Below are 24,396 nucleotides of genomic sequence, written 5' to 3'. Positions count from 1 at the left end.
GTCCCAGTATCGTTCCCGGCATCCGCATCGAAGCCAGCTCAATGGCTTCAGACTGATAGATAGGCATCGCGAATTTCAGGCTGGGCCTCAAGCTCGGCAAATGTGCCATCAAACTTCTTCAACCCGCCTTCAATGATCACAGCTCTGTCAGAAACCAGCCTGGCAAAGTGCAGATTTTGTTCGGACAACAGAACCGGTAGCCCTTCTGCCTTCAATTTCAGAATCATATGCGCCATCTGCTCGACAATGACAGGTGCAATACCCTCACTGGGTTCATCCAGCAACAGCAGCCTTGGATTACCCATCAGCGTTCGCGCAATCGACAACATCTGCTGCTCCCCCCCGAGAGTGCCTTGCCACGATTGGACCGACGCTCTGCCAGGTTGGGAAAAAGCTCGAACAGGATTTCCTCTGTCCATTCAAAGACACCAGCACGTGTCGGCTGACGACCGACTTCAAGGTTTTCACTGATGGTCAGATCGGTGAATATCCGACGCTCTTCCGGCACATAACCGATGCCCAGTTTGGCAACGCGATGAGTCGGTAAACGGGTCAGTTCATCCCCCTGAAACCTGATCGAACCACTGGCTGGCCGCACCAGCTGCATGATCGATTTCACGGTCGTTGTCTTGCCCGCACCATTACGCCCCAACAAGGAGACCACTTCGCCAGCATCAATGGAAAAACTCAGATCGCGCAGAATGTGAGCCTTGCCATAGAAGCTGTTTACGCCATTCAATTCAAGCATGTGCCTCCCCCTTGGCGAAAACACTACCGCCCCCCAGGTAGACTTCCTGCACCATGGGGTCATTGCGAATCTGCTCAACTGTACCGTTGGCAATCAGCTCACCACGATTGAGTACCATTATCCGGTGCGCATGGGCAAAGACAACGTCCATATCGTGTTCGGTAAACAACACACTGATACCGCGCTCGCTGACAATATCCGCAGTCAATTGCATCAGACGGATTCGCTCTCGGGGCGCCATGCCGGCTGTAGGTTCATCCATTAGTAGCAGTGTCGGGTTGTGGCACAGTGCGATGGCCAGTTCAAGTCGCTTCAGATCACCGTAAGCCAGAATCGCGCAAGCCCGCTCAGCCTGCTCAGGCATGCCTACAAGCTCTAACAGGCTCATGGCTTCATCACGATAAAGACGTGTCGCATAAGGTTTGATGGACAGCAATCGTTTGTGATGGGAAATCAAGGCCATCTGAATATTTTCGATCACGGTCATGGACTGGTAGGTTCCCGTAATCTGAAATGTGCGCCCCACCCCCTTGCGCCAGATCTTGCGTGGCCGCATACCGGTTATCTTTTCGCCGTTCAGATAAACAAGACCGCTGGTCGGCTTGAGCTGTCCCATCAGCATATTGAAGCAAGTGGTCTTGCCCGCACCATTGGGACCAATCAAGGCCAGCAATTCCCCCTTGTCGACCTCGAAACTGACATCAGTGACCGCATGCACGCCACCAAAGGATTTACTCAGGCCCTGTACCGCCAGAGTCGCAGCAGGCTTGTTCATGAATTTTTCGCCTTGTTGACGGTGCTTACAGACTCAGCAGCCAGATTGTCTGTCCCCGGCATTGCGCTATCACCAGACTCTCCTCGCACTCTTTCATAGAGCTTGCGTAACGATCCCACGATGCCATTAGGTGCGAGGACGACCACAAAGATGATCAGCAGACCCAATGCCAGTCGCCAGTATTCGAAACGAGTCAGATAGTCCTTGACCAGTTCGAGCGATGCAGCACCAACCACACCCCCGGACAAGGTTTTGACACCTCCCAGAAAGACGACAATCAGGCCATCAAATGATTTTGCAATCTCCAGTTCATTAGGAAATACGCTACCTTTAGAGAATATGAACAACGCACCTGCAAGTCCGGCCATACCGCCGGCCAGCGTGAATGCCATCCACTGTATGCGTTTGGTGTCGATACCCGTTGCTTCTGCCTGGCGCTGTGAATCCCGAGAAGCGCGCAATGCGTAGCCGAACGGTGTATGAGCAATATGTCGAAGCAGGATGATTCCACCAACACCAACAACCACCGTGAAATAGAAATAGCTATTCGTTTCAGACAACCAGGCTGCTGGCCAGATATCCACCAATCCGTCATCACCACCGGTAAATTCATCCCACTGAAAGACCAGTGACCAGAGCAGCTGGGCCATTGCCAGCGTCAGCATCGCAAAGTACACACCGGTCAGTCGCAGACACAGCCAGCCGATAATGAACGCGCCCATTGCAGCCCCGATGGGGGCTAGTAGAAACGCCAGCTCCATCGGTGCATTGGCTTGCGAAACCAGCAAGCCGGCAACATAGGCGCCCCCACCAAAATAGGCGGCATGCCCGAACGATACCAGCCCGCCCAACCCCAGCAAAAAGTGCAGGCTTGCAGCAAACAGGCAAAATATAATGATATCGGTGCTCAGGATAAGCAGAAAATGCGAACCAGCCATTGGCAACGCCATTAATCCCAGCAATAACGCAACAACCAAGAGCCGCATGCCATTACCAGCCGGTTTGATCGGCCTTTCCGGTTCGCCTACCTGTCCATGCTCACCCACCACCTCTTCTCGTCCCAGCAAACCATAGGGCCGAACGGTCAGGACAATAGCCATGACCACATACATCAGTACCAACGTGCTTTGCGGAAGGTAGGACACACCAAACACGTTCAGTACGGAAATCAGCACGGCGGCGATATAGGCGCCCGGCAACGAACCCATGCCGCCAATAACAACCACGACAAAAATGGCGGCAAGAATATTGAAGTCCATGAGCAAGTCCGCGCCGCCCTTGGGTAACTGAATGGCACCACCCAACCCTGCAAGTCCAGCCCCCAGGAAAAACACACCGGTGAACAACCAGGATTGATTAACACCCAGAGCCGCTACCATTTCCCGATCCTGCGTTGCAGCTCGCACCAGTATTCCCACACGTGTTCTGGAAATGAGGTACCAGAGTGCAAAAAGTACGAATGGTGTGATGGCTATCAGAGCAAGGTCATATAGTGGCACCGGCTCACCCATGACTCGTATGATCCCCTTGAGCCCTGGAGCGCGAGGACCCAACAAGTCCTCAGCGCCCCAGACCATCAACGCCAGATCCTGGATGACCAGTATCACGCCAAAAGTTGCTACGAGTTGAAACAGTTCCGGTGCTTTATAGACAGGACGCAACACCAGCATCTCGACCACAACACCAATCAAGCCGACAATCACCCCACTGAGTAGAACCGACGCCCAGAACCCGATGGCCCCGGGTAACACCTGCATCAACGTATAGCCCATATATGCACCAAGCATATAAAAGGAACCATGTGCGAAATTGACAATCCGGGTGACGCCAAAAATCAGCGACAGCCCGGAGGCAACCAGAAAAAGCGTTGCTGCATTGGCAAGCCCTGTCAGCAATTGAGCAATGAACAATCCCATGAAATAGCTATCTATATGCGTTGAATGAAGGCGAGTCGTTCAGATCGATATAATTACTGACTAGCCGGTCGCAGCTTGGCGACCTCTTCATCAGACGGCAGGTAGTTGGCGCCATCCTTATAGCTCCACTCCACCATGACTCCCTCACCATCACGTACAGTGGTTTTTCCGATAAAGGCACCCATGGTGGATTGATGATCCTGCTCACGGTAGACAATCTTGCCGACCGGTGTATCCACTTCCAGACCCAGAAATGCCTCGCGCAATGCTTCAGTGTCGGTAGACCCTGCCCGATCAATGGCGGCAGCTATGGACTGGACAGTCAGATATCCGACCAGTGAACCCAGCTTGGGGCTCTCACCGTATTCTTCCTGATACGCATCAACGAAGTCTTTGTTACGACCCTCTTCAAAGTCATACCAGGGGTAACCGGTCACGACCCAACCCTCCGGCGCCTCATCACCCATAGGCTCCAGATACTCAGGCTCGCCGGTCAACAATCCATAGACCTGACGGCCATCAAAAAGTCCACGCGTCGTACCTTCGCGTACAAACTTGGCAACATCACTACCGAAGGTGACGTTATAGATCGCATCGGGTTTGGCACGTTCAATTGCCTGAGCCTCGGCACCTGCATCAATCTTGAACAACGCTGGCCATTGCTCGGTCACGAACTCCACTTCTGGTTTCAGAGCCAGCAGGGCCTTCTTGAAGGCGGCAACGGCATCTTTGCCATAAGCGTAGTTCGGTGCAATGGTTGCGTATTTGATGGCGTCTGTCTTGGCTGCTTCTTCCGCCAGCATGGATGCCTGCATGAAGGTTGAAGTTCGCAACCTGAACGTGTAGTCATTACCGTTCTCCCAGACCAGACCGTCAGCCAATGGCTCTGCAGCCAGATAGAGCACCTTCTTCTCTGCGGCAAATGAGGACAGTGCCAGCCCGACATTACTCAGAATCGAACCTGTGATCATCGCCACGCCTTCACGATTCACCAGCTCTTCGGCGATCTTGATGGCCTCCCCCGGCTTACCCTGATCATCCCGATAAATAAATTCCAGAGGTCGATCGATGACGCCACCAGACTCATTGATTTCTGACAAGGCCAGTTCGATTCCATTTTTGTAAGGCTCTGCAAAGGCCGCCATACGCTTGTAATGGTTGATCTCGCCAATCTTTATGGCATCAGCCGCCATCGCTGTACCACTGGTACCCAGTATTGCAGTAACGGCGAGACTCGCCAAAGTTGCCACAGCTACTCGCCTGTTCACTTTTTTCATCATCTTCTCTCCGCAGCCCAACTAATGTGTCGGGCTCTGTTGCAAAAATATATCGTTCAGCGCAAGCCGTCCTTGCCTTCAGCCTCTTCATGCCTCAAGCCGCCCACCCTTGGCAGCGGTCTGCCTAAATCTGTCACTGCCACCGCCACCATGATTTCATCAGCTCTGGGGGCATCGTTGATTCGCACTTCCATCCCATCAAAATGTGATCGCACATAAGCCGCTTCCTTGTGTCCAAGCGGCACATCCAGCACTTGGCCCATGGAACCCATTTTCTTGCTTGAGGCAACCAGAGCCGCACCTTTTTCTACAGCAGCTCGTAATGGTTTGCCCAGCCGCGGATGCAGTATGGCCGCAGCGTGCTCCAATTCTCCATGCTCTCCAACCATGGCAGCCTTGCCATAACTCTGAGCCTGGGCAGGCTCAATGCCAAGCAATTCGACACAGCGCTTACCCAGTAATTCACCCAACTCTTCACCGATGACCATCAACGCTTCAAGGTCTTCGACATAACGCGATGCAAACGGATTTTCTATAACAGCTACCGCCGCTGCACGACGTGTTGGCGGATTGATGGCTTTACCCATTTCACTATGGGTTTCATCCAGAAAAGTGACCAGTTTGCGGATTCGTACTGTACTCATATTCCTGTACTCGCTAGTGTCAGATTGATGTCATCAAACGTTGCGCCAACTACCCGAGAGCTTCCCTGCAAATTCAGGTAGGCACCGGCTATCAGACCCCGTTCCAGCAACTGTCGAGCGCAGGTACAGCCAGTCTGCAACGCGCTCTGCTTTTCTGCGGCACACAAGCGCTCGACAGCGATGGTTACCAGACGTTCTCCCAGATCAGAATCGGGCGATAGACAGTTTGCGGCAACCCGGCGAACTTTGCTCGAATCAGGAAGGTCAATGGCGTTGGCTATCAAGGTTGCCGCCGCATCGGCACTGGCAGCGTCGTCAGCCAGCACGGTGACAGCATCTGCAATGCCAAGTGAATAACTACGCCCTTGCCAGCCGCTGGTCGCAACACCGCCAATGCCAGAGTCTGCATGCAGGCTGATGACATCTGCATGTTGCGTTGAACTTGTCGATGTGCAAATACCAATGCGACAAGTAGAATCCGGTGACAAGTACAGAGCGATGTCACCGCCATTGTTAACTTGTATCCGATCAAGCTCACGACCTGTCCTCATTGCTGCAAGCAGGTGATCAGCAACGGCACCCGCCACGGCTATCATGGGCGTTACCCAATAGTCACGAAACGGTTCGGCGGCACGGAACATTCGCCTGGCAATATCACCGCTGAATCGATCTGTTTCATACTCATCGGATATTGTCTGCCTGAGCAGAGCCAATTGTGCAACAAGCACATCCAGTACCGAAGAAAAAGCCTGACCCGCTTGTTGATAAGATTTTTCGACTTCGTCCGCTCTGCCAACGGCCTCAATAATCACATCGATAGGCCCATGTTGCAAATGCAGACGGGGGGTGCCAGAGTTGACTCTGGCCGGACCTTTCAACGAAATATCGTGTGATCGCAAGCCTGCTGGCAGCAACCAGGCTTGCGGCCCGGTTGAATGCACCATATTAGCGCAAACCATCCTTTCCCAGGATCGCATCGGCCTTCAAACCACCGACTCGAGCGTGGATACGAGGACCCGATGTCATGACCAGAACCAATAGCAATTCATTGGCACGGGGGGAGTCATTCATGCCCACTTCCATGGCATCAAAATGGCTTCTGACGTAAGAGGCATTGATATGCGTGACAGGCACGTCCAGACGGGTTCCCGGAGCTCCTACCTTCTTGGTTGAAGGCACAATAGCCATGGCATTACCCAGAACTTCACGCATGGCGTAGCCACCCGGCACATGCCACAAGGCCCCATGTTCCAGCTCTCCAGCTCCGCCGACAATAGCGCCTTTGCCGTAACCCTGCACATTTTCAACACCGCCAAGCGTTGCAACAAGGCGTTCTGCCAACTGTATTCCAAGTGGCTTCAGATCATCCATAAAACCTTCTATATCAGGCTCATAGCGACCTGCAAAGGGATTCTGGATAACGGCCATGGCAGCAGCGCGCACCAGTGGCGTTGGCGAGGGCTCACCACCTTCGTGAAATACCTCTTCCACGCTCAAACCGAACTTGCGAATGACGACGTCTGGCATTACAGCAACACTCCACAGGTCATATCGATCAAAAATCTTATAAAAACGTGCTTTGCGTAACAGCCCGACAGCAGGTATTCTCGGTGGCAGGTTGTTCGTGTGCGAACAGTTATACCGCATCCTTGGAGAAGGTCAAGCCTGTTTATGAATCCAGAGTTGACAATACCACTACCCGAAGTCGCAGAGACTGAGACTTCTGAGCGAGTCGTCCAGAGCACAGATGTTCCTGCCAGCCCCCCTCTACTGGCAAGTGAAGCTGTGGAAGAATATCTACTTGATGAACAAGTCGGCTACCTCTTGCGCCTGGCAAACCAACGGCACCTGGAAATATTCAACGACAATATGCCAGACCTGACCCCTACTCAGTTTGCTGTTCTTATTCGACTTGAAAGAGAAGACGATATTTCGCAAAATGAATTAGGCCGTCGTGTCGGAATTGATGCTGCCACTACAAATGGGGTAATCGACAGACTTGCCAGAAAGAAGCTGATACAAACGCGTACGGACATCAAAGACAAACGTCGACTGCGCATCTCACTCAGCTCTTCAGGTCGTTCTGCCGTCGCTGCCGCAATACCCATTGCCAGGGAAACTACCCGTCAGACACTGTGCCAACTGGATACCAGTGAGACTGTCCAGTTGATACAGTTATTGAAAAAAATGCAGAAAATATAAGCTCTTCACAAACTCATAGATCAACCGTTTAGAACTTGAAATCAATTCATCCACCCCTTATTTGAAGTAATAAAAGAGCAAGCACCATGACTGACACTCAGCACAAACTGGTCATCCGTCATATCGGACGCATCCTCTCTGGCAAGCTTGAGGCTCCGCTACTGGACGGAGATTGCGTGATCGCCATTGATGGCAGAATCAGTGAAATCGGTTATGAACGTGACATGGACACCGAGCAGGCGACTATCGTCGTGGATGCTGCCGATACATGGTTAGCCCCTGGACTGATAGACAGCCACGTACATCCGGTTATCGGCGACTACACACCACGCCAGCAACAGATCAACTGGATTGACTCCTGTCTGCACGGGGGCGTCACTACCATGATTTCCGCAGGCGAGGTTCACCTGCCAGGCAGGCCAAAAGATATTGTCGGCCTGAAAGCCATGGCTATTGCCTCGCAACGCTGGTATGAGAACTTTCGCCCATCGGGTGTAAAGATGCACGCAGGAGCTCCCATACTGGAAGAAGGTATGGAAGAACACGACTTCAAGGAACTGTCTGAAGCCGGGGTCAAATTGCTTGGCGAAGTCGGGCTGGGCTCGGTAAAGGCCGGAGAAACAGCTGCCCAGATGGTCAAATGGGCCAGAAAGTACGGTATGCAATCCACCATTCATACCGGCGGGCCTTCCATACCTGGCTCTGGCCTGATCGACAAGGATATCGTGCTCGAAGCCGATGCCGACATCATCGGTCATATCAACGGTGGCCATACAGCCCTACCGGACGATCAGATAATCTGTCTGTGTGAGGGCTGCCGTCGTGGTATAGAAATCGTCCACAATGGCAATGAACGAGCTGGACTGCTCGCCATGCGCACCGCCTTTGAAATCGAGCAATCCGAACGCGTCATACTCGGCACAGATTCTCCCGCCGGATCCGGTGTCCAACCGCTGGGCATTTTGCGAATGATTGCCATGCTCTCCAGCCTGGGCAATGTACCGGCGGAAATTGCTTTCTGCTTTGCTACCGGCAATACAGCCCGAATGCGGGAACTCGACACCGGCATCATCGAAATCGGCATGGCGGCGGATTTCATCATTCTGGATCAAGCTCAGCACTCACCGGGTGCCGATATGCTCGAAAGCATCCATCAGGGAAATCTGCCTGGCATCGGTATGACCATCATTGATGGCAAAGTCACCTCTACCCGCAGCCGGAACACCCCACCCGCTGCTCGACTACCATCCATCGTGAGCTGACCTTGGATCAACCTTCCTCAGGACAACATTAGTGCCGCAACAATCCATCATTGCAGGCATTGCTGCCTGGTTGTTCGTCCTTATCTGGGCCACCGGGTTCGTGGTTGCGCGTGGCATCAGCGGTCTGATCGACCCCTATCTGTTTCTGCTGGCACGCTTTATCAGCGTTTTGCTGATATTCGCCCTGGCCATGCTGATCTTGCGCACACCCCTGCCCACCTGGCAGGATCGCTGGCGATTGATCGGCATAGGAGCCCTGATGCAAGGGTTTTATCTCGGTCCGGGTTTCTGGGCCGTCTCTCAGGGTCTGGAAGCGGGCATCATGTCCCTGATCGGAGCTCTACAACCTCCACTGACCGCGGTACTTGCCTGGTACTTTCTCAACGAGAAGATCAGCCGACGTACCATTACCGGCTTGCTGATCGGAGTCACCGGGGTTGCACTGGCGATATCACCGGGTCTGAGCAATACCATGCCGTCCTCCTCTATCAGTATCTGGGTGATCGCTGCGTCATTGCTTAGTGTGAGCGCCATAACCGCGGGATCTCTGCTGCAAAAATCCTCGATCGTATCCGTACCACTACTTAGCGCCATCACGTTCCAGACACTAGGTGCCGCCATGGTCATGCTCATCATGAACAGCATGCTGGGTCATTGGCAATTCCCACTGACGGCCCCTGCCCTGGGCTACCTGGGCTATGCCGTACTTGTGCTGTCAATCGGTGGGTTCACACTGCTGACCTGGTTGATCAGAAGTGGTAGTGCAACTCGGGCCAGCAGCCTGCTATTACTGGTTCCTCCACTCGCTGCAATCATTTCATGGTGGCTGTACGATGAAGCGCTGGTTAGCATGCAGATAGTCGGATTTGCCATGGCCCTGCTAGGCGTGCTGATAGCGCGTTCCAGTCCTGCGTCTCGAAAATCCTGAGCTACAAAATGGGGGTGAGCCCAGCTTCTTAGCTTGGTAATCGCTGGCCGGCACCTTCTTTAGCCATTCCTCGTAGCGACGCTCCGCCAAGAGATCAAAAACGCTCATGCGCCTGCTATTCGCACAATTGGATCAGAGTGATCCAAATCATCTGGCACTGCCCAGCATCTTGACCGCCAGGGCAGCAGCACCAAAACCATTGTCGATATTGACAACAGCAATACCCGGCACGCAGCTGCTCAATGCAGAGTTGAGGGCAACATGCCCACCTTCACCAACACCATAACCGACCGACACCGGAACAGCGATGACAGGCGAAGGAACCAAGCCTGCCAGTACACTGAAAAGTGCACCTTCCATCCCCGCAACCGCGATCAGTAGCGGATACGAAGACAACTCGTCAGCCAGATCACACAAGCGCCACAAACCTGCAACCCCAACATCTACATAGCGCGTAGAACGCTCCCCCAGGTACAGCAAGGTCTGCTCGATTTCAGCCACCACCGGGACGTCGGAGGTGCCGGCAGCAACGATGGCAATACGAGTTCGTGGCACTACTGACACTGCATCCGTATCTGGCTCACTGTTCGGATCACCAACGTCGATCAAATCAACACCTATCGGTATTTCACCAATGTACACAGTGCCGGATTCTGCATGAAACTGTATGTGTTGCGGAATCAAGCCGGCCATTGCAGCCGCTTTGTCTGGACTCACGCGGGTCATGAAGACGCGATGCTTGCGCTCGATACATTGCTGCGCGATCCCTACAAGCTGTTCAACTGTCTTGTTCTGAGCAAGTACCACCTCCGGCACACCGGTCCTGGTTTTTCGTTGCCAGTCAAACCGCACATCATCGCTCATGAAAATTGTCCAGACACTCTAATTCGACTCCCTGCAGTTCGTGGAACAGCTTCACAGATCACCCGGCTTGTGCACAAAGGCACTACCCCTGCGATAGCTGTCATAGCCTGCAAAGCTGCGACCATCATTGGCAATGCGTTGCTCCAGCTCGACGCACACAGCGCTCCACTGATCTGAATGAAGCTCTCTGATATCTTCGGGGACTTCGATACGCACACCGGCAGCCGTTATTCTACAGCGCACATCGCCAGGGCCGAGCATCTCTGTCAGATAGCGTTCGATACGATGCACGAACAGCAAATCAGTGGCATTGATTACCAGGCCAGTCTCCACTCGACTCGACAGACAAGGTTGAGCGGGAAGTTCGGCAACATCATCAAGCTGGAGATGGCGTGCAATGGCTCGTACCATCTGCTTGTCGATAGCGGCCTCGACCAGGGGATGCACCACCGCTTTTTCACTGGCCGCCAGCAGACCAGGCCGATAGTCGCCAAGATCATCAAGGTTCGCACCACTGGCAACCGGCCCATCCCAGACCTGTCGCAGGCGTGTATAAAGATTGGTCTTGCAGTAATAGCAGCGATTAACCGGGTTGTTACGATAGCGCTCATCGGAAAATTCACCTGCATCGACGATGGTAAGAGGCCAACCCAGCCGCTGCGAGTGCTCCCGTACTCGATCGCTGGCCTCCAGTGGCACTGCAGGCGACACCGCATGTACCAGCATGAGCTTGTCACCCAGAACACGGTAGGCAACGGCAGCCAGAGTCATGCTATCGACACCACCACTCAGCGCCACAGCCAAGCGCGGATAATCGATCAGCTGTGCTTCTAAACGCGCCATTGCCGCCAGCATGGCTGCCTCGCCAGCCCCTTGCTGTGCTGTCTCCATACTCACGATTCGAACGGCGCCCGAAGCTCTTGCGCGAGTCGTCGCCGCGCCTGAAGTCCACGGGTAGGCACAAGATCATCACTCTCAACCTTGGCTGTTACGACACCGTCTGGTCGCCTCGCTGTCTTGATTCCAGCCTTGTTCTGTGTTCCTGAAACTGTGTGATGTTGCCGCTGCAAGGTGCGTCGCTGTAATTTCTGGACACGCATACCCAGTGTTGTGGTTTCCTCCAGACAGCGATCGCTGACCGCAGGTTCATCGGCAATCCGGCACAAGATGGTAACGGCAAACATTGCCCGTCCCTTTTTGCCCATTCCCAATTGAAAGCTGGCATCCAGAACACCCGATTCCTGGCGCAGATACTCCAGAGAGACTGACAATTCTTCGGGTGTCATGTCATCAATATCGAAGGACAGCTGCATTATTTCATCGATAAGCTGTCCGGCACCAAGCTCGGCAAGCGGCAAATCCTGAACAGACAACGATGGTGCATTTGCTTTTTCGGTACTGATGAGCAGGCAACGCACCACGTTCGGCCGTTGTTGCAGATCCCTTTGTCCTGCCCCACAACCTATCGATACCAGCGTACCAATTGGAGGCCTGGCTTGCGACTGCAATGGCTGTTGATCATTAGCGGTACTCAACACGTGACGAACAATGGCAGCGCCGGTTGGCGTCACTCGCTCTCCTGGCTCGCCATCATCCCAGACCGGTAGCTCTCTCAGCAACCAGGCCGTTGCTGGCGCAGGTATAGGGAGCTTCCCATGTTCTGTTTGCACCAGTCCTGAACCCAGCGGCAGAGGCGCACAGCTCCAGCTGGCAACACCTGATCGCTCAATCATGCTGGCCGCAGCCACTACATCGACAATTGAATCCCAGTCCGCCACTTCATGGAAGTGCACTCGTTCTATATCGACACCATGCACAAATGCCTCGGCTTCGGCAAGCAGATGCAAGATGGCCTGGGCACGCAATTTAACCGATGCTTGCAAAGCACTCGCCTCCAGCCAGGCTCGCAAATCCTTGAAATTGCCAGTGCGTTTGGCCGGTTTCTGCTGCAGCTTGACCTGCAAGCGTTTGACCGCCAGCCCGTTACTCAAACCGGACTCCAGAGTGACACTGACGTGTTGCATTACGCCACAATCGACAAGGTCCTGCCAGCAAGCATCGGCATGCTCGGGAAACAGGTCCATCATGGCGGCCACGAACATGTCTCCGGCCACGCCACCAACGGGTTCCATATGTATATGCCCGGATCGAGCATCTTCGGCATATGCACTCATACCCGGTCGTCTCCAGCTATTCGAGGTCTAAAACTCATCAGAGAAAATTACGCCCGGGCCGTACTGACGACAGGAACGACGTATGGACCTTCCGGGATAATGGCAACAGCCGTATCCCCATGCTCAGCCATGCTTCTTGCGATTGCCGCTGTCAGGTCATTGATTCTTTCCACGCCTGTCAACGCGTGATCTTCATCCGACAGACCTGTGGTGTACAAACACACAGAGCCGGTACGCATCGGCTTCAATTGCATCTCAGTCTGCCATTCGTCCACATCCGCCAGCTGCTTGGCCAGCAAGGTCTCCAGAAAGGCATCCGGGCCCATTGAGACCAGACGCCCCTGAGCTTCTCGGTAATGCTGTGAACCGATTCCTTCGGCACACTCTGAAGCTATGATCAGAGTACCGCCTGGCTCCAGAATATCCAGAGGCGTGACCATGCCCTTGACCGTTTGGTAGTAGGTCTGGTCCAGCGGGTAGCCGGCCGAAGAGGTGACTACCGTATGAAACTTTCGTCCTACGGCAATCTCAGTAAAACCGCGTACAAACTCTACGGCCTTGAGATGGCTGGCAATGACTTCGCCAAAGGTTGCATAGACCAGTCGACGATCCTCGTCGATGATGGTATTCAATGCGTAGACATCACCCAGCATTTCAACGATTTCCAGCTGCTCTTCATGCAGAGGATTATGTTCAAGGTTGCACTGAGTCGCTGCTGGATCCTCCATGAAGCGAGCACTGTGAAAAGTACGTATGGTTTCGTGGTGGGCAATTCCCGGAGCGATGACTTTACGACCTCCGGAGTACCCGGCCATGAAGTGAGGTTCAACCAGACCCGTGGCAATTTTAAGGTCGGCATCCACGAAACGCCGGTCGATACCGACCGGCGTTCCACGGGTAGCTGTCTTGCCCAGATTGACATGATCATCTTCGTTCAGAGCGAAATGATTGACCACCTTGACGGTATCCAGCACCCAGGGATCACCAACCAGCTCAGCCAGCTCGTCCCCTTCATTCGGACGGTGCAGTCCCGTTGCAATCAGCACGGTAATGTTGTCGGCCGCTATGCCGTTATCCATCATCGTTCTGATCATCGGTTGCAAAAAGACGTGATTGGGCACCGGCCGCGTAATGTCGCAAATGAGAATGCAGGCACTTTTGCAGCCCTTGCTCAGCTGCTCAAGTGAGGCACAATCAACGGGATTGGCCATGGCCTGAGCGAACACCTCTGCCGCAGAAGCTGCCTCTGGAAAAGGTGGCTTACTGATAACAGTGGCCTCGGCATTGTCAGGCAAGGCGAGCGCCAGCGTTCCACGCCCATATAGTAGTTCGACCGCTTGTTTACTCATGTCCAGAGACTCGCTTGCTTGATTTGAACGCTTGTATGCAGACGTTGCCTTACACGTCTTGTTTGTAAATCAGTCCTTCTGAAAGTGTCGCAGACGCTTGATGAGGCTGGAAGTATCCCAACGCCCACCACCCATTTGCTGAACATCGGCATAGAACTGGTCGACCACTGCAGTGACAGGCAATGAAGCACCAATCTGCTTGGCCTCAGCCAGGGCAATACCCAGATCCTTGCGCATCCAGTCGACCGCAAAACCGTAGTCAAACTTGTCGTCAACCATGGTCTCGGCACGATTCGTCAGCTGCCATGAACCACCGGCCCCCTTAGCTACCAGGTTTGCCATCTGTTTGGCATCCAGGCCTGATTTCTCAGCAAAATTAATGGCTTCCGACATTCCCTGCACCAGACCCGCAATGCAAATCTGATTACACATTTTGGTTATCTGGCCTGCACCCGCCTCTCCAAAAAGCTCTATGGCTTTTGCATAGACATCCATGACGGGCTGCGCTCGATCAAAATCTGCCTGAGAGCCGCCACACATAATGGCCAATTGCCCACTTTCAGCGCCAGCCTGACCGCCTGAGACCGGCGCGTCAACAAAGCCAATTCCCTTCTCGCTTCCTGCAATCGCCAACTCACGTGCAACCTGCGCCGATGCCGTTGTGTGGTCAATGAAAACACTACCGCTGGCCATGCCAGCGAATACACCGTTTTCGCCAAGAACCACAGAACGCAGATCGTCATCATTACCCACACAGGTAAGCACAAACTCTGCACCCTCTGCCGCTTCCCTGGGAGTTACTGCAGCTGAACCGCCAAACTCGGCAACCCAACGCTGCGCCTTTTCAGCAGTCCGGTTGTAAACGGTAACCGAGTGCCCTGCTTTCTGCAGAAATCCCGCCATAGGGTATCCCATCACACCCAGGCCCAAAAATGCTACGTTTGACATTGATTCTGATCCGGTTTTGGCAAACTACAATGGTAACTCATTATATTAGAAACAGCTTTCCAGACTAGCGACGCAACCACGTGGAAATACACAGGCTGGCGTAGAATTGATCACAATTCCTGCTGCATACCTGTTGACCACATGAAAACCCTGATACTAGGAGGCGTCAAATCGGGCAAATCCCGATACGCCGAGCAATTGGCAAGCACCTCAGAAACACCGGTAACTGTCATTGCTACAGCAACAGCAGACGACCCGGAAATGCAGATTCGCATAGCCCGGCATCAAGCTGATCGCAACTCACACTGGCAAGTGGTTGAAGAGCCTCTTGCACTCGCCTCGGCTATATCCAGTATCGGCACCGGGCAATGCATACTCGTTGACTGCCTGACCTTATGGATCACCAATTTATTGCTTCACCCAGACACGCAGCGCCTTGCAAAGGAAAAAAACGCATTGCTGGAGACCCTTGATAATTGTGAAAACCGATTGATAATAGTCTCCAATGAAACCAATATGGGCATAGTTCCCATGGGTGAGCTGTCCCGACGTTATTGTGATGAAGTGGGATTACTTCATCAGAGTCTCGCAGCACAAAGCGACGAAGTTGTTCTGGTTATTGCAGGACTCAGTCATCACCTGAAATCAGCAACTCAGTGATCAAGTACGCCCTCCTACTTTTTACTCCCGGCATACAGAAATTGCTGTTGAATACGCATGTTCTCTTCCAATGACGCAATATCCTCGGGATCCAATACACCACGTGGTTTGCCAACCTGCCTGAAATTGTCAAACTCATCGACACCTGCTACCAGTTTAGCCGTTGTTTTTTCTTCTATCGTCTGGCGCATATCGGTAGATATATAACGAATAGCCAGACCAATACGTCGATCATCGGAAGTATTCGCGTGTGAACCATGGAAGACCTTCCCATGATGGAGTGACATCTCCCCGGGCTGCAGCTGGATATTGACAGCCTCCTCCTCTTTGACTTCTACCGCTATCTCCTGTCCACGCGATAGCAGGTTGTTCTTCTCGAAAGTATCCTTGTGTTCGACAATGTCCTGTTTGTGTGTTCCAGCTACAAATTTCACACAACCACTTGCAATCGTCGAAGGCGATAATGCAACCCAGGCAGTCACCTCATGACTATCACTCAGACCCCAATAAGTCAGATCCTGATGCCAGCTAATGAAGTCCTCAGTGCGCGGCTCCTTGATGAAAAAGCCAGCATTCCAGACCATGATATTCGGGCCTAATAACTGTTTGACAGGCTCAAGAATTGACTCCAGCCGAGTTATCTCATCAACAAAAGGCAATAGATAGGCTCCATTCAGCAGCGCCATTTTTCGCATATCGGGCTTATCCGCAACAGAAGCTTCAAAGCATTCCATCTGCTTTCTATATTCCAAGGCTTGTGCCGGGTCCATCGCTTTCAGCGGAAAGAGATAACCATCACGCTCGTATTGTTGAACCCAGTCATCTTTTAGCTCAACTTTGTCACCAGAGCTGGCCTTTGCTTCCTTCACTAATTGATTGTTGGCGTTCATTCCCAGCATCTCCTGACAGGCTTTTGACAAAGCAATCTGCATGTGAGTACTAATTATGCCAGCAACAAAAATAATTGCAAATATAAATCTTGCTTTTATATTTAAATATATGAAGAAATTACACAGAACAGCCGTTCATCCGACAAGATCGATCCAACCCCTTAAAATGTAGTCATTGACCATCTGGAGACCCATCATGGGATTAGAAGTATCAGGACTATTAGGTATCATTTTTCTGGTGATCGCCATCTGGGCAATCGCGAAGATCATAAACAGCGGAACCACAACCGGGAAAAAAATTCTCTGGATACTCTTTATCCTGTTCCTGCCAGTGGTTGGCCTGATCGTGTGGTTTCTCATGGGACCCAAAGGGTAGCTGTATCAGGCTACCCCTCCCAACAGACGTTCAGCTGACTACCTCAACTCTGGACATTTTTGTCCAGAGTCTTGCACGTCAATAGCCTATCGGTAAGCTTTTATTAGCGACTGCGAAAGGTCGAGCGGTGATTTAGTGCTATCAGTAATCCACCACAGACAATCGTGCACCCATCCATGAGCGAATTTCACCCTTACGGCTGGGCCGTTACCGACCCACCTCTATTGTTGAGCATGAACTCATTTTAAAAAATCAGCATCGAGATGGCCTCTGAACATTGATTGGCGCGCTGCAGCTGGTTGCCCGCACGAGTCATAAGGCTTGACTGAATGCCACTGACAGTTGAGGTGAAAACGTCGTTCAATCTTGCTGCCATCAACGCCGATGTCTGGATACGTATGACTTACTTAGAGTGTCATGTATTAACGCGTTGTACCTGAACCAGGCATACGCATTGGCAAATACGCTGAGTTGTATAATAACAAGGCTTAGATAACTCAGATAGCAGCGTCCAAAGGACCTACCAAATCCGATTCTTTCATTATTCCCATTTACAACTATCAGCCCAAACAAGCGTTTGCCAACTGAAGCCTGCCACTTGGATGCCTCAAGTACAGGGATGCCAACCAACCAGTAAAGTGCGATGAAAGAGAAAGTCATGTTCGATATTGAATTCTGCATACCCATAACCATCAAAGCAAACATCAGCATAAACAGCAACGCTATATCAATACCGAATGCCATAGCACGTCGAGCAGCGTGAACCTCTCGCCTCTTCGACCTAATGTTGGATTTGTCACCGGTAAACATGAACACAGCGTTTGACTGTTTGTATCCATGCCGCTTTTCATAATGCTTCCAGTTCTTGTCCCAGTGAAAATAGACATTGAGGTAGTTCAACACAGGCTCCTTGATAAAAGGCTTGTTGTCTTTCAAAGTGCTGACATTCGCTCTGGATACTAGTAGGTTAACTGCATGATACTTTCGGGTAAAGCCTTTTGAGTTTGATACGAGCATCGTCGGTTGTAAAGCGCCAGTCGGCAGGCTTGGCGTTCTCGTTGCGATGGGTCTGCCATGCGGCTATCTCCTTGGTCAGCGTAGGCACGTCGGCAATGCGTCGATCCAAACATTGCCTGGCCAGAACGCTGAACTCACATTCAGCCATATTCAACCAACTGCCATGCTTGGGTGTAAAGACAAACTCAAGCTTCTGCATAAGCGCATGTGCCACGGCGGGTTCGAACGTTCTGTATAGGGAGGCTCCGCTATGAGTGCTCAGGTTGTCCATAACCAGCGTGATCTTTTTCGCGTGGGGGTATTGATTCTCCACCAGGTCACGGACGCCTTCGGCCCATTCGCCCGACGCATGATTGTCGGCAATACGCACCGTGCGTCGACTCTCCAATGGCGTATAGAACACCATCAGGTGGGCAACTCCATTGCGCTCGTACTCTCCGTCGTAGCGCTCACTTTGGCCAGGCGATGCCGGGATCGGTTTTTGTACCTCACGCGTGCATTGTTTGGTTGTCTCGTCCATACAAACCACAGGATACTCTGCATCAAAAGGTCTTTTATACACATCCAGTACAGCCTCCATCTGGCAGACAAACCCCGCGTCCTCTTTAGGCGCTATGCACCACATGCGTTTCTGCCAAGGTTTTATGATGTTTTTTTAAAACTTGACGCACCGTTTCATAAGCCACGCTTTCGACAATTTCCAGCTCAATCAGACGCTCGCTCAACAGCTTCAACGTCCAACGCACCTGGCCTTCTGGCGCATCACTGCAAGCCAGGCTTACTAGCCTGGCCTCCGCATCGCCATCCAATCTTGCCGTTCGCTCTCGACTGCGTCTCTTACGCTGCAGCGCCAGTTCCAATCCTTCTTCCACACATCGCTGGCGTGTCTTTGCGATGCAACGGGTGGTCAGTTCCATTCGCTCAGCAACCTCGGCATCGGTCATCGAAGGACCATGCTCTCCTTGATCAACCAGTAACAAAATCTGTGCATGTCGTCGCTTCTGCGCCGCTATGCGTCCCGTTTTACAGATCTGCTCCAGAGCATGGCGCTCTTCTTCGGACAACTTAACCACATGACGCTTAGGCATTCTCAATCACTTCAACAGGTTGCAAAGTACTATTATGAAGTTAGACTATAACTGGAATTTATCAAGCGGTTACACCACTAGTTCGAATAACAGATCGCCAAGATCGGCGCTAAAATCAAGATCGATCATGGAAGGTATGGACTCAACATATTGCCATTCCTCAACCAAATTCACACGTTGCGGATCGCCAATCAACTCATGTGCGTGGGCTAGAGCGTTCTCCTTATCCGCACCCAGCCTTATCTGATATTCAGGTAGTTCGTAACTAGGCACTTCATCAGGCGGTGCACTGGTTACTGGGATTTTTGCTTGATCGTTATAGTCAGGTTGATCGTTATTGTCAGGTGCTTCAACCCTGCTGACTACCAATATCTCATCCGAATTCTCGGTGACATTATCGGTTGGTGGTGACGCTTCTATTGTTGCTTTTTCAGCGTATTTTGCCAATCGACCATCATCGCGAAATGAGCTGGCAGACGAAGATTGCTGATGCGTTGGTCCTGTTGTCTGAACAGTTTCAGCCGTGTTATCAGTGCCACGAGCAGCTTCCTGCAAAGCCGCTTTATAAGCCTGATGTAGAGCAATGAAGCCTTCCGGATCATCATCGGGCCGGGTCGCTTTAAGCTTTTTGGCGTAGGCGAGTTTGATGGTTTTTTTATCGGCGTCTGAATTTACGCCCAGTGTTTGCCAACAACTCATTAAAAGTACGATTCCTCGTATTCTTCTATCTGCAAGACAAATCGGCTGCGCACAATTTCGATGATTTTTTCATCCTGCGTCTCAATGGCTGATTCGAATTGCGATAGAAATGTAATGACATCTCTTCGATCGTCACCAAGACGTCCTTCGTAGAGTCGCTCGGCACGGGCAATCAATGCGCGATTCTCTTCTTGGTCACGCGGATGAAATTTCATGGTTGCCAGTTTTTTCAAACTGCTATCCAGCTCCTCAGCACTTAGCGTTCCGGGGGCATTCTCGATGACTGAGTTCATTCGACTGCCAGTGGATTCAACCACGATATCCACTTCCAACAAACCGTTGATGTCATAGCTGAACCTGACATCGACAGCCTGATTACCTGCCTTGTCCCTGGGTATATTGACCTTGAGCTCGCCTAGCTTGATATTGTTCTGTACCAGGCGGCTTTCACCTTGATAAACGTCGATATTGATAGATCGTTGATTATCCCGCGCACTGACATAGCGCTTTTCACGGCTAATGGGTATGACACTGTTTCGCTCTATAATCGGATCGAACAGCAGACCCTGCTTCCCCTTGGTATCTTCTGGATTCTGCACACCGGTACCTAGGGAATACGGACAGACGTCTGTCAGCACCACATCATCCAGTGCCGCGTCACGCGCTTTCAGCCCGCCCTGAATAGCCGCTCCCATGACAATGACGAGATCAGGATCGAGGTTGGCCGATGGCATGCGCCGGAACATTCTGGCAACGGTTGTGCGCAAAACTTTCATCCGAGTGGCCCCACCTACCAGCAACACGTCATCCAGATCTGTCGGCATCAGATCAGCATCTCTGAGGGCTGTTTCAATCGGGCGCTTTATGCGTTGCATCAGCGGCTGCACTAGCCTCTCGAATTCCTCTGAACTCAAGCTCACAGGAGCATGTTGATCACTAAGGAACGGCTCTACAATGACTTGATCGGCTGAATTGAAGCGACGTTTGGCCAATTCCAGCTGCTGGTAGACCTTGTTCAGATCTGACTTGTTCAGTGATGACTTACTGATATTCAACCGAGCAAGATATTCCTGCACAAGGATATCGAGAAAGTCCTCGCCGCCAAGAAAGTTATCACCCGCCGAGGCGTGTACTTCCAGTACACCATCAAAGTATTCCATGATGGAGATGTCGAAGGTGCCACCGCCAAGATCAATCACCATGAACTGTGTATGTTCAGGTTTGTTATGCAGCCCGTAGGCCATCGCAGCAGCGGTAGGCTCATTGATCAGACGTTCCACTTTCAGCCCTACCATGCCAGCTGCCTGCACAGTTGCCTTGCGCTGTGCGTCGCTGAAATAGGCGGGCACACTGACCACGGCTTCTTCAACGGACTCGCCCAGAAAGTTTTCCGCATCCTCCTTGAGACTGCGCAGAACAAAGGCAGATAGCTCAGGAGCTGTGAATTTTTTCCGGTTAAGCTTGATTACCCGATCGGTACCCATGTAGCGCTTGAACAAGGCTGTAGTTGCATCGGGCTGCAGGATCAGCTTTTCTCGAGCTGTCTTGCCGATACTTGCGGTATCGGTATTATCGATATGCACAACAGAGGGTGTCAGCATCTCTCCAAGTCGGTTCGGAATCATTTGCACCTTGCCGTCTTTCCAGACAGCACAAGCACTATTGGTAGTGCCCAGATCCATTCCAACGATAGCCGAAGTCATGTAGCGTGTTCTTTAGTAGATGTGATTAGTATCAACTGCGCCACCGTATCATATTGCACATCTGGACAAGTGTCGTCGACCAGGCGTTTCGACAAGAAATGAAAAACACGCTGCAAGTGTTGAAACTCTGCAGGCGTAAGCAGGCACTCGATTACCCTACTGTGAGTGTTTTTGTACCGGATTCATGACAAAAACAAGGGATAGTTTCTCAAATCCGGAATGCAAAAAGGCCGTCTCCTGAGAGACGGCCTTGATGGACGTAAATAAAACCCGGCGATGACCTACTTTCACATGGGGAAGCCCCACACTATCATTGGCGCGGAATGGTTTCACTTCTGAGTTCGAGATGGGATCAGGTGGTACCCAAACGCTGTGGTCGCCGGGAGAACTGGTGTGCCGTCGAGCATCCATCCATTGCTGGATTAGCTACTAAACAACAAATTTGGAGAGTCGATTGTACTTGGTTTAATCGTTGTCGTGCTATTTATGTCGCACACAACAGTCCAAGAACAGCTTCGCTATTAACGAGTGTACCCTCAAGGGGTATCACAACTGCTTGGGTGTTATATGGTCAAGCCTCACGGGCAATTAGTACAGGTTAGCTTCACACATTACTGCGCTTCCACACCCTGCCTATCAACCTTGTGGTCTTCAAGGGCCCTTCAGGAATCTCAAGGATTCAGTGAGAACTCATCTTGGGAGGGGCTTCCCGCTTAGATGCTTTCAGCGGTTATCCTGTCCGATCGTAGCTACCCGGCAATGCCACTGGCGTGACAACCGGAACACCAGGGGATCGTCCACTCCGGTCCTCTCGTACTAGGAGCAGCTTCCCTCAATTCTCAAACGCCCACGGCAGATAGGGACCGAACTGTCTCACGACGTTCTAAACCCAGCTCGCGTACCACTTTAAATGGCGAACAGCCATACCCTTGGGACCTGCTACAGCCCCAGGATGTGATGAGCCGACATCGAGGTGCCAAACTCCTCCGTCGATATGGACTCTTGGGAGGAATCAGCCTGTTATCCCCGGAGTACCTTTTATCCGTTGAGCGATGGCCCTTCCATGCAGAACCACCGGATCACTAAGACCTGCTTTCGCACCTGCTCGACGTGTCTGTCTCGCAGTCAAGCACCCTTATGCCTTTGCACAAACCACACGATTTCCGACCGTGTTTAGGGTACCTTCGCGCTCCTCCGTTACTCTTTGGGAGGAGACCGCCCCAGTCAAACTACCCACCATACACTGTCCTCAACCCGGATAACGGGTCTAAGTTAGAACTCCAAACATACCAGGGTGGTATTTCAAGGTCGGCTCCACGCAATCTAGCGATCACGTTTCAACGCCTCCCACCTATCCTACACAAGTAGGTTCAAAGTTCAGTGCAAAGCTGTAGTAAAGGTTCACGGGGTCTTTCCGTCTAGCCGCGGGTACACGGCATCTTAACCGCGAATTCAATTTCACTGAGTCTCGGGTGGAGACAGTGTGGCCATCGTTACGCCATTCGTGCAGGTCGGAACTTACCCGACAAGGAATTTCGCTACCTTAGGACCGTTATAGTTACGGCCGCCGTTTACCGGGGCTTCGATCAAGAGCTTCTCCGAAGATAACCCCATCAATTAACCTTCCGGCACCGGGCAGGCGTCACACCCTATACGTCCACTTGCGTGTTTGCAGAGTGCTATGTTTTTAGTAAACAGTCGCAGCCACCTGGTCACTGCGGCCCTCATAAGCTTCGTAGAGTAAATCCACTCACTCACAAGGGCGCACCTTCTCCCGAAGTTACGGTGCTATTTTGCCTAGTTCCTTCACCCGAGTTCTCTCAAGCGCCTTAGTATTCTCAACTTACCCACCTGTGTCGGTTTGGGGTACGGACACTCATAACCTGAAGCTTAGAGGATTTTCTTGGAAGCATGGCATCAACCACTTCGCTCACTAAAGAGCTCGTCATCACGTCTCAGGTAAAGCGACCCCGGATTTGCCTAAGGTCACACCCTACTCGCTTAAACCGGACACCAACTGCCGGCTGGCCTAGCCTTCTCCGTCTCCCCATCGCAGTTATAAGTGGTACAGGAATATTAACCTGTTTTCCATCGACTACGCCTTTCGGCCTCGCCTTAGGATCCGACTAACCCTGCTCCGATTAACGTTGAGCAGGAAACCTTGGGTTTTCGGCGTGGGAGTTTCTCACTCCCATTGTCGTTACTTATGTCAGCATTCGCACTTCTGATACCTCCAGCATGCCTCACAGCACACCTTCGCAGGCTTACAGAACGCTCCTCTACCGAGCCTGGAATAAATTCCAAGCTCCCGTAGCTTCGGTATATTGCTTGAGCCCCGATAAATCTTCCGCGCAAGCCGACTAGACCAGTGAGCTATTACGCTTTCTTTAAAGGATGGCTGCTTCTAAGCCAACCTCCTGGCTGTCTATGCCTTCTCACATCGTTTCCCACTGAGCAATATTTAGGGACCTTAGCTGACGGTCTGGGTTGTTTCCCTCTTCACAACGGACGTTAGCACCCGCTGTGTGTCTCCCTTGATTGCACTTGTTGGTATTCGGAGTTTGCAATGGGTTGGTAAGCCGGGATGGCCCCCTAGCCATAACAGTGCTCTACCCCCAACAGTGATACAAGAGGCTCTACCTAAATAGATTTCGAGGAGAACCAGCTATCTCCGAGTTTGATTAGCCTTTCACTCCGATCCACAGCTCATCCCCTCATTTTTCAACATAAGTGGGTTCGGTCCTCCAGTTGATGTTACTCAACCTTCAACCTGGCCATGGATAGATCACTCGGTTTCGGGTCTATTCCCAGCGACTATGTCGCCCATTTAAGACTCGGTTTCCCTACGCCTCCGCTAAGCACTTAAGCTTGCCACT

General features: G+C 52.0%; 22 protein-coding genes, 2 rRNA genes and 1 pseudogene (1 of these 25 cut by a window edge). 5 read left to right on the top strand and 20 right to left on the bottom strand.

Annotation, left to right across the window (positions count from 1 at the left end; translation table 11 throughout):
- Nucleotides 1-47: 47 nt before the first annotated feature.
- The 7 genes and pseudogenes from IMCC3135_RS34945 to IMCC3135_RS06180 all read right to left on the bottom strand — a co-directional run bounded on the left by IMCC3135_RS34945 (nt 48) and on the right by IMCC3135_RS06180 (nt 6,887).
- Nucleotides 48-748 (bottom strand): annotated as a pseudogene (locus tag IMCC3135_RS34945) (ABC transporter ATP-binding protein).
- Nucleotides 741-1,523 (bottom strand): ABC transporter ATP-binding protein, encoded by a 783-nt coding sequence (locus IMCC3135_RS06205; RefSeq protein ID WP_088916813.1) that lies wholly within the window; start codon nt 1,521-1,523, stop codon nt 741-743. Before IMCC3135_RS06205 ends, IMCC3135_RS34945 begins: the two are co-directional and overlap by 8 nt.
- Nucleotides 1,520-3,439, bottom strand: a complete 1,920-nt coding sequence (locus IMCC3135_RS06200; protein WP_088916812.1) for an ABC transporter permease — start codon at nt 3,437-3,439, stop codon at nt 1,520-1,522. The genes IMCC3135_RS06205 and IMCC3135_RS06200 overlap by 4 nt, the downstream gene beginning before the upstream one ends.
- A gap of 53 nt (nt 3,440-3,492) precedes the next feature.
- On the bottom strand, nt 3,493-4,719 hold the full coding sequence (locus IMCC3135_RS06195) for an ABC transporter substrate-binding protein (RefSeq protein ID WP_205737929.1): 1,227 nt from the start codon (nt 4,717-4,719) through the stop codon (nt 3,493-3,495).
- A gap of 53 nt (nt 4,720-4,772) precedes the next feature.
- Nucleotides 4,773-5,360, bottom strand: coding sequence for an amino acid synthesis family protein (locus IMCC3135_RS06190; RefSeq protein ID WP_088916811.1), 588 nt, complete (start codon nt 5,358-5,360; stop codon nt 4,773-4,775).
- Nucleotides 5,357-6,304, bottom strand: coding sequence for a UPF0280 family protein (locus IMCC3135_RS06185; RefSeq protein ID WP_088916810.1), 948 nt, complete (start codon nt 6,302-6,304; stop codon nt 5,357-5,359). Before IMCC3135_RS06185 ends, IMCC3135_RS06190 begins: the two co-directional genes overlap by 4 nt.
- Nucleotide 6,305: 1 nt before the next feature.
- Nucleotides 6,306-6,887, bottom strand: coding sequence for an amino acid synthesis family protein (locus IMCC3135_RS06180; RefSeq protein ID WP_088921704.1), 582 nt, complete (start codon nt 6,885-6,887; stop codon nt 6,306-6,308).
- Nucleotides 6,888-7,031: 144 nt separating this feature from the next.
- Here IMCC3135_RS06180 and IMCC3135_RS06175 point away from each other — a divergent pair, with 144 nt between their 5' ends.
- The 3 genes from IMCC3135_RS06175 (at nt 7,032) to IMCC3135_RS06165 (ending at nt 9,752) form a co-directional block, all read left to right on the top strand.
- Nucleotides 7,032-7,562 carry a MarR family winged helix-turn-helix transcriptional regulator gene (locus IMCC3135_RS06175; protein ID WP_088916809.1) on the top strand — a complete coding sequence of 177 codons (531 nt, stop codon included), beginning with the start codon at nt 7,032-7,034 and terminating at the stop codon, nt 7,560-7,562.
- 86 nt (nt 7,563-7,648) lie between these two features.
- The gene (locus IMCC3135_RS06170) at nt 7,649-8,824 is read left to right on the top strand and encodes an amidohydrolase family protein (RefSeq protein WP_088916808.1); all 1,176 of its coding nucleotides are present in this window, start codon (nt 7,649-7,651) and stop codon (nt 8,822-8,824) included.
- A 31-nt stretch (nt 8,825-8,855) separates the two neighbouring features.
- Nucleotides 8,856-9,752 carry a DMT family transporter gene (locus IMCC3135_RS06165; protein ID WP_088916807.1) on the top strand — a complete coding sequence of 299 codons (897 nt, stop codon included), beginning with the start codon at nt 8,856-8,858 and terminating at the stop codon, nt 9,750-9,752.
- A gap of 147 nt (nt 9,753-9,899) precedes the next feature.
- On the opposite strand, the gene larB is transcribed toward IMCC3135_RS06165, so the two are convergent.
- From larB to IMCC3135_RS06140, 5 genes are all read right to left on the bottom strand, one after another.
- Nucleotides 9,900-10,616 carry a nickel pincer cofactor biosynthesis protein LarB gene (gene larB, locus IMCC3135_RS06160; RefSeq protein ID WP_088916806.1) on the bottom strand — a complete coding sequence of 239 codons (717 nt, stop codon included), beginning with the start codon at nt 10,614-10,616 and terminating at the stop codon, nt 9,900-9,902.
- Nucleotides 10,617-10,667: 51 nt separating this feature from the next.
- Complete coding sequence (larE, locus tag IMCC3135_RS06155) at nt 10,668-11,507, bottom strand: ATP-dependent sacrificial sulfur transferase LarE (RefSeq protein WP_472343591.1); 840 nt, start codon at nt 11,505-11,507, stop codon at nt 10,668-10,670.
- Nucleotides 11,508-11,509: 2 nt separating this feature from the next.
- On the bottom strand, nt 11,510-12,790 hold the full coding sequence (gene larC, locus IMCC3135_RS06150; RefSeq protein ID WP_088916805.1) for a nickel pincer cofactor biosynthesis protein LarC: 1,281 nt from the start codon (nt 12,788-12,790) through the stop codon (nt 11,510-11,512).
- Nucleotides 12,791-12,837: 47 nt separating this feature from the next.
- Nucleotides 12,838-14,139: a nickel-dependent lactate racemase family protein gene (locus tag IMCC3135_RS06145; RefSeq protein WP_088916804.1), complete on the bottom strand. Its 1,302-nt coding sequence runs from the start codon at nt 14,137-14,139 to the stop codon at nt 12,838-12,840.
- Between the two features lie 69 nt (nt 14,140-14,208).
- A complete protein-coding gene (locus tag IMCC3135_RS06140) occupies nt 14,209-15,087 on the bottom strand; it encodes an NAD(P)-dependent oxidoreductase (protein WP_088916803.1) in 879 nt (292 codons plus the stop codon).
- 141 nt (nt 15,088-15,228) lie between these two features.
- Between IMCC3135_RS06140 and cobU the strand changes: the two genes are divergently transcribed.
- Nucleotides 15,229-15,747 carry a bifunctional adenosylcobinamide kinase/adenosylcobinamide-phosphate guanylyltransferase gene (gene cobU / locus IMCC3135_RS06135; protein WP_088916802.1) on the top strand — a complete coding sequence of 173 codons (519 nt, stop codon included), beginning with the start codon at nt 15,229-15,231 and terminating at the stop codon, nt 15,745-15,747.
- Nucleotides 15,748-15,761: 14 nt separating this feature from the next.
- Here cobU and IMCC3135_RS06130 read toward each other — a convergent pair whose 3' ends face one another.
- A complete protein-coding gene (locus IMCC3135_RS06130; RefSeq protein ID WP_157735796.1) occupies nt 15,762-16,637 on the bottom strand; it encodes a phytanoyl-CoA dioxygenase family protein in 876 nt (291 codons plus the stop codon).
- 196 nt (nt 16,638-16,833) lie between these two features.
- On the opposite strand from IMCC3135_RS06130, the gene IMCC3135_RS06125 reads away from it, so the two are divergent.
- The gene (locus IMCC3135_RS06125; protein WP_088916800.1) at nt 16,834-17,013 is read left to right on the top strand and encodes a PLDc N-terminal domain-containing protein; all 180 of its coding nucleotides are present in this window, start codon (nt 16,834-16,836) and stop codon (nt 17,011-17,013) included.
- 375 nt (nt 17,014-17,388) lie between these two features.
- On the opposite strand, the gene IMCC3135_RS35405 is transcribed toward IMCC3135_RS06125, so the two are convergent.
- The 7 genes from IMCC3135_RS35405 to IMCC3135_RS06090 all read right to left on the bottom strand — a co-directional run.
- Entirely contained in the window at nt 17,389-17,823 is a 435-nt protein-coding gene (locus IMCC3135_RS35405; RefSeq protein WP_418251433.1) for an RDD family protein, read from the bottom strand.
- Between the two features lie 157 nt (nt 17,824-17,980).
- Nucleotides 17,981-18,655 carry an IS630 family transposase gene (locus IMCC3135_RS06115; protein ID WP_088916798.1) on the bottom strand — a complete coding sequence of 225 codons (675 nt, stop codon included), beginning with the start codon at nt 18,653-18,655 and terminating at the stop codon, nt 17,981-17,983.
- A complete protein-coding gene (locus tag IMCC3135_RS06110) occupies nt 18,636-19,118 on the bottom strand; it encodes a helix-turn-helix domain-containing protein (RefSeq protein WP_088916797.1) in 483 nt (160 codons plus the stop codon). Before IMCC3135_RS06110 ends, IMCC3135_RS06115 begins: the two co-directional genes overlap by 20 nt.
- Before the next feature lie 69 nt (nt 19,119-19,187).
- Entirely contained in the window at nt 19,188-19,817 is a 630-nt protein-coding gene (locus IMCC3135_RS06105; protein WP_088916796.1) for a J domain-containing protein, read from the bottom strand.
- Nucleotides 19,817-21,520, bottom strand: coding sequence for a molecular chaperone HscC (locus IMCC3135_RS06100; RefSeq protein ID WP_088916795.1), 1,704 nt, complete (start codon nt 21,518-21,520; stop codon nt 19,817-19,819). Before IMCC3135_RS06100 ends, IMCC3135_RS06105 begins: the two co-directional genes overlap by 1 nt.
- A gap of 268 nt (nt 21,521-21,788) precedes the next feature.
- Nucleotides 21,789-21,904: ribosomal RNA gene (gene rrf / locus IMCC3135_RS06095) — 5S ribosomal RNA — on the bottom strand.
- A gap of 183 nt (nt 21,905-22,087) precedes the next feature.
- Nucleotides 22,088-24,396 (bottom strand): 23S ribosomal RNA (locus IMCC3135_RS06090); it runs 584 nt beyond the window's last position.

The sequence above is a fragment of the Granulosicoccus antarcticus IMCC3135 genome (assembly GCF_002215215.1).
Classification (GTDB): domain Bacteria; phylum Pseudomonadota; class Gammaproteobacteria; order Granulosicoccales; family Granulosicoccaceae; genus Granulosicoccus; species Granulosicoccus antarcticus.
Note: the sequence above shows the minus strand (reverse complement) of the source record. Positions and strands in the feature narration are given on the sequence as shown.

What these genes read in the sequence shown, in the direction of transcription:
- IMCC3135_RS06205 (WP_088916813.1), bottom strand. Translation starts at nt 1,523, where the DNA reads ATGAACAAGCCTGCTGCGACTCTGGCGGTACAGGGCCTGAGTAAATCC.
- IMCC3135_RS06200 (WP_088916812.1), bottom strand. Translation starts at nt 3,439, where the DNA reads ATGGGATTGTTCATTGCTCAATTGCTGACAGGGCTTGCCAATGCAGCA.
- IMCC3135_RS06195 (WP_205737929.1), bottom strand. Translation starts at nt 4,719, where the DNA reads ATGATGAAAAAAGTGAACAGGCGAGTAGCTGTGGCAACTTTGGCGAGT.
- IMCC3135_RS06190 (WP_088916811.1), bottom strand. Translation starts at nt 5,360, where the DNA reads ATGAGTACAGTACGAATCCGCAAACTGGTCACTTTTCTGGATGAAACC.
- IMCC3135_RS06185 (WP_088916810.1), bottom strand. Translation starts at nt 6,304, where the DNA reads ATGGTGCATTCAACCGGGCCGCAAGCCTGGTTGCTGCCAGCAGGCTTG.
- IMCC3135_RS06180 (WP_088921704.1), bottom strand. Translation starts at nt 6,887, where the DNA reads ATGCCAGACGTCGTCATTCGCAAGTTCGGTTTGAGCGTGGAAGAGGTA.
- IMCC3135_RS06175 (WP_088916809.1), top strand. Translation starts at nt 7,032, where the DNA reads ATGAATCCAGAGTTGACAATACCACTACCCGAAGTCGCAGAGACTGAG.
- IMCC3135_RS06170 (WP_088916808.1), top strand. Translation starts at nt 7,649, where the DNA reads ATGACTGACACTCAGCACAAACTGGTCATCCGTCATATCGGACGCATC.
- larB (WP_088916806.1), bottom strand. Translation starts at nt 10,616, where the DNA reads ATGAGCGATGATGTGCGGTTTGACTGGCAACGAAAAACCAGGACCGGT.
- larE (WP_472343591.1), bottom strand. Translation starts at nt 11,507, where the DNA reads ATGGAGACAGCACAGCAAGGGGCTGGCGAGGCAGCCATGCTGGCGGCA.
- larC (WP_088916805.1), bottom strand. Translation starts at nt 12,790, where the DNA reads ATGAGTGCATATGCCGAAGATGCTCGATCCGGGCATATACATATGGAA.
- IMCC3135_RS06145 (WP_088916804.1), bottom strand. Translation starts at nt 14,139, where the DNA reads ATGAGTAAACAAGCGGTCGAACTACTATATGGGCGTGGAACGCTGGCG.
- IMCC3135_RS06140 (WP_088916803.1), bottom strand. Translation starts at nt 15,087, where the DNA reads ATGTCAAACGTAGCATTTTTGGGCCTGGGTGTGATGGGATACCCTATG.
- cobU (WP_088916802.1), top strand. Translation starts at nt 15,229, where the DNA reads ATGAAAACCCTGATACTAGGAGGCGTCAAATCGGGCAAATCCCGATAC.
- IMCC3135_RS06130 (WP_157735796.1), bottom strand. Translation starts at nt 16,637, where the DNA reads ATGAACGCCAACAATCAATTAGTGAAGGAAGCAAAGGCCAGCTCTGGT.
- IMCC3135_RS06125 (WP_088916800.1), top strand. Translation starts at nt 16,834, where the DNA reads ATGGGATTAGAAGTATCAGGACTATTAGGTATCATTTTTCTGGTGATC.
- IMCC3135_RS35405 (WP_418251433.1), bottom strand. Translation starts at nt 17,823, where the DNA reads ATGTTTACCGGTGACAAATCCAACATTAGGTCGAAGAGGCGAGAGGTT.
- IMCC3135_RS06115 (WP_088916798.1), bottom strand. Translation starts at nt 18,655, where the DNA reads ATGTGGTGCATAGCGCCTAAAGAGGACGCGGGGTTTGTCTGCCAGATG.
- IMCC3135_RS06110 (WP_088916797.1), bottom strand. Translation starts at nt 19,118, where the DNA reads ATGCCTAAGCGTCATGTGGTTAAGTTGTCCGAAGAAGAGCGCCATGCT.
- IMCC3135_RS06105 (WP_088916796.1), bottom strand. Translation starts at nt 19,817, where the DNA reads ATGAGTTGTTGGCAAACACTGGGCGTAAATTCAGACGCCGATAAAAAA.
- IMCC3135_RS06100 (WP_088916795.1), bottom strand. Translation starts at nt 21,520, where the DNA reads ATGACTTCGGCTATCGTTGGAATGGATCTGGGCACTACCAATAGTGCT.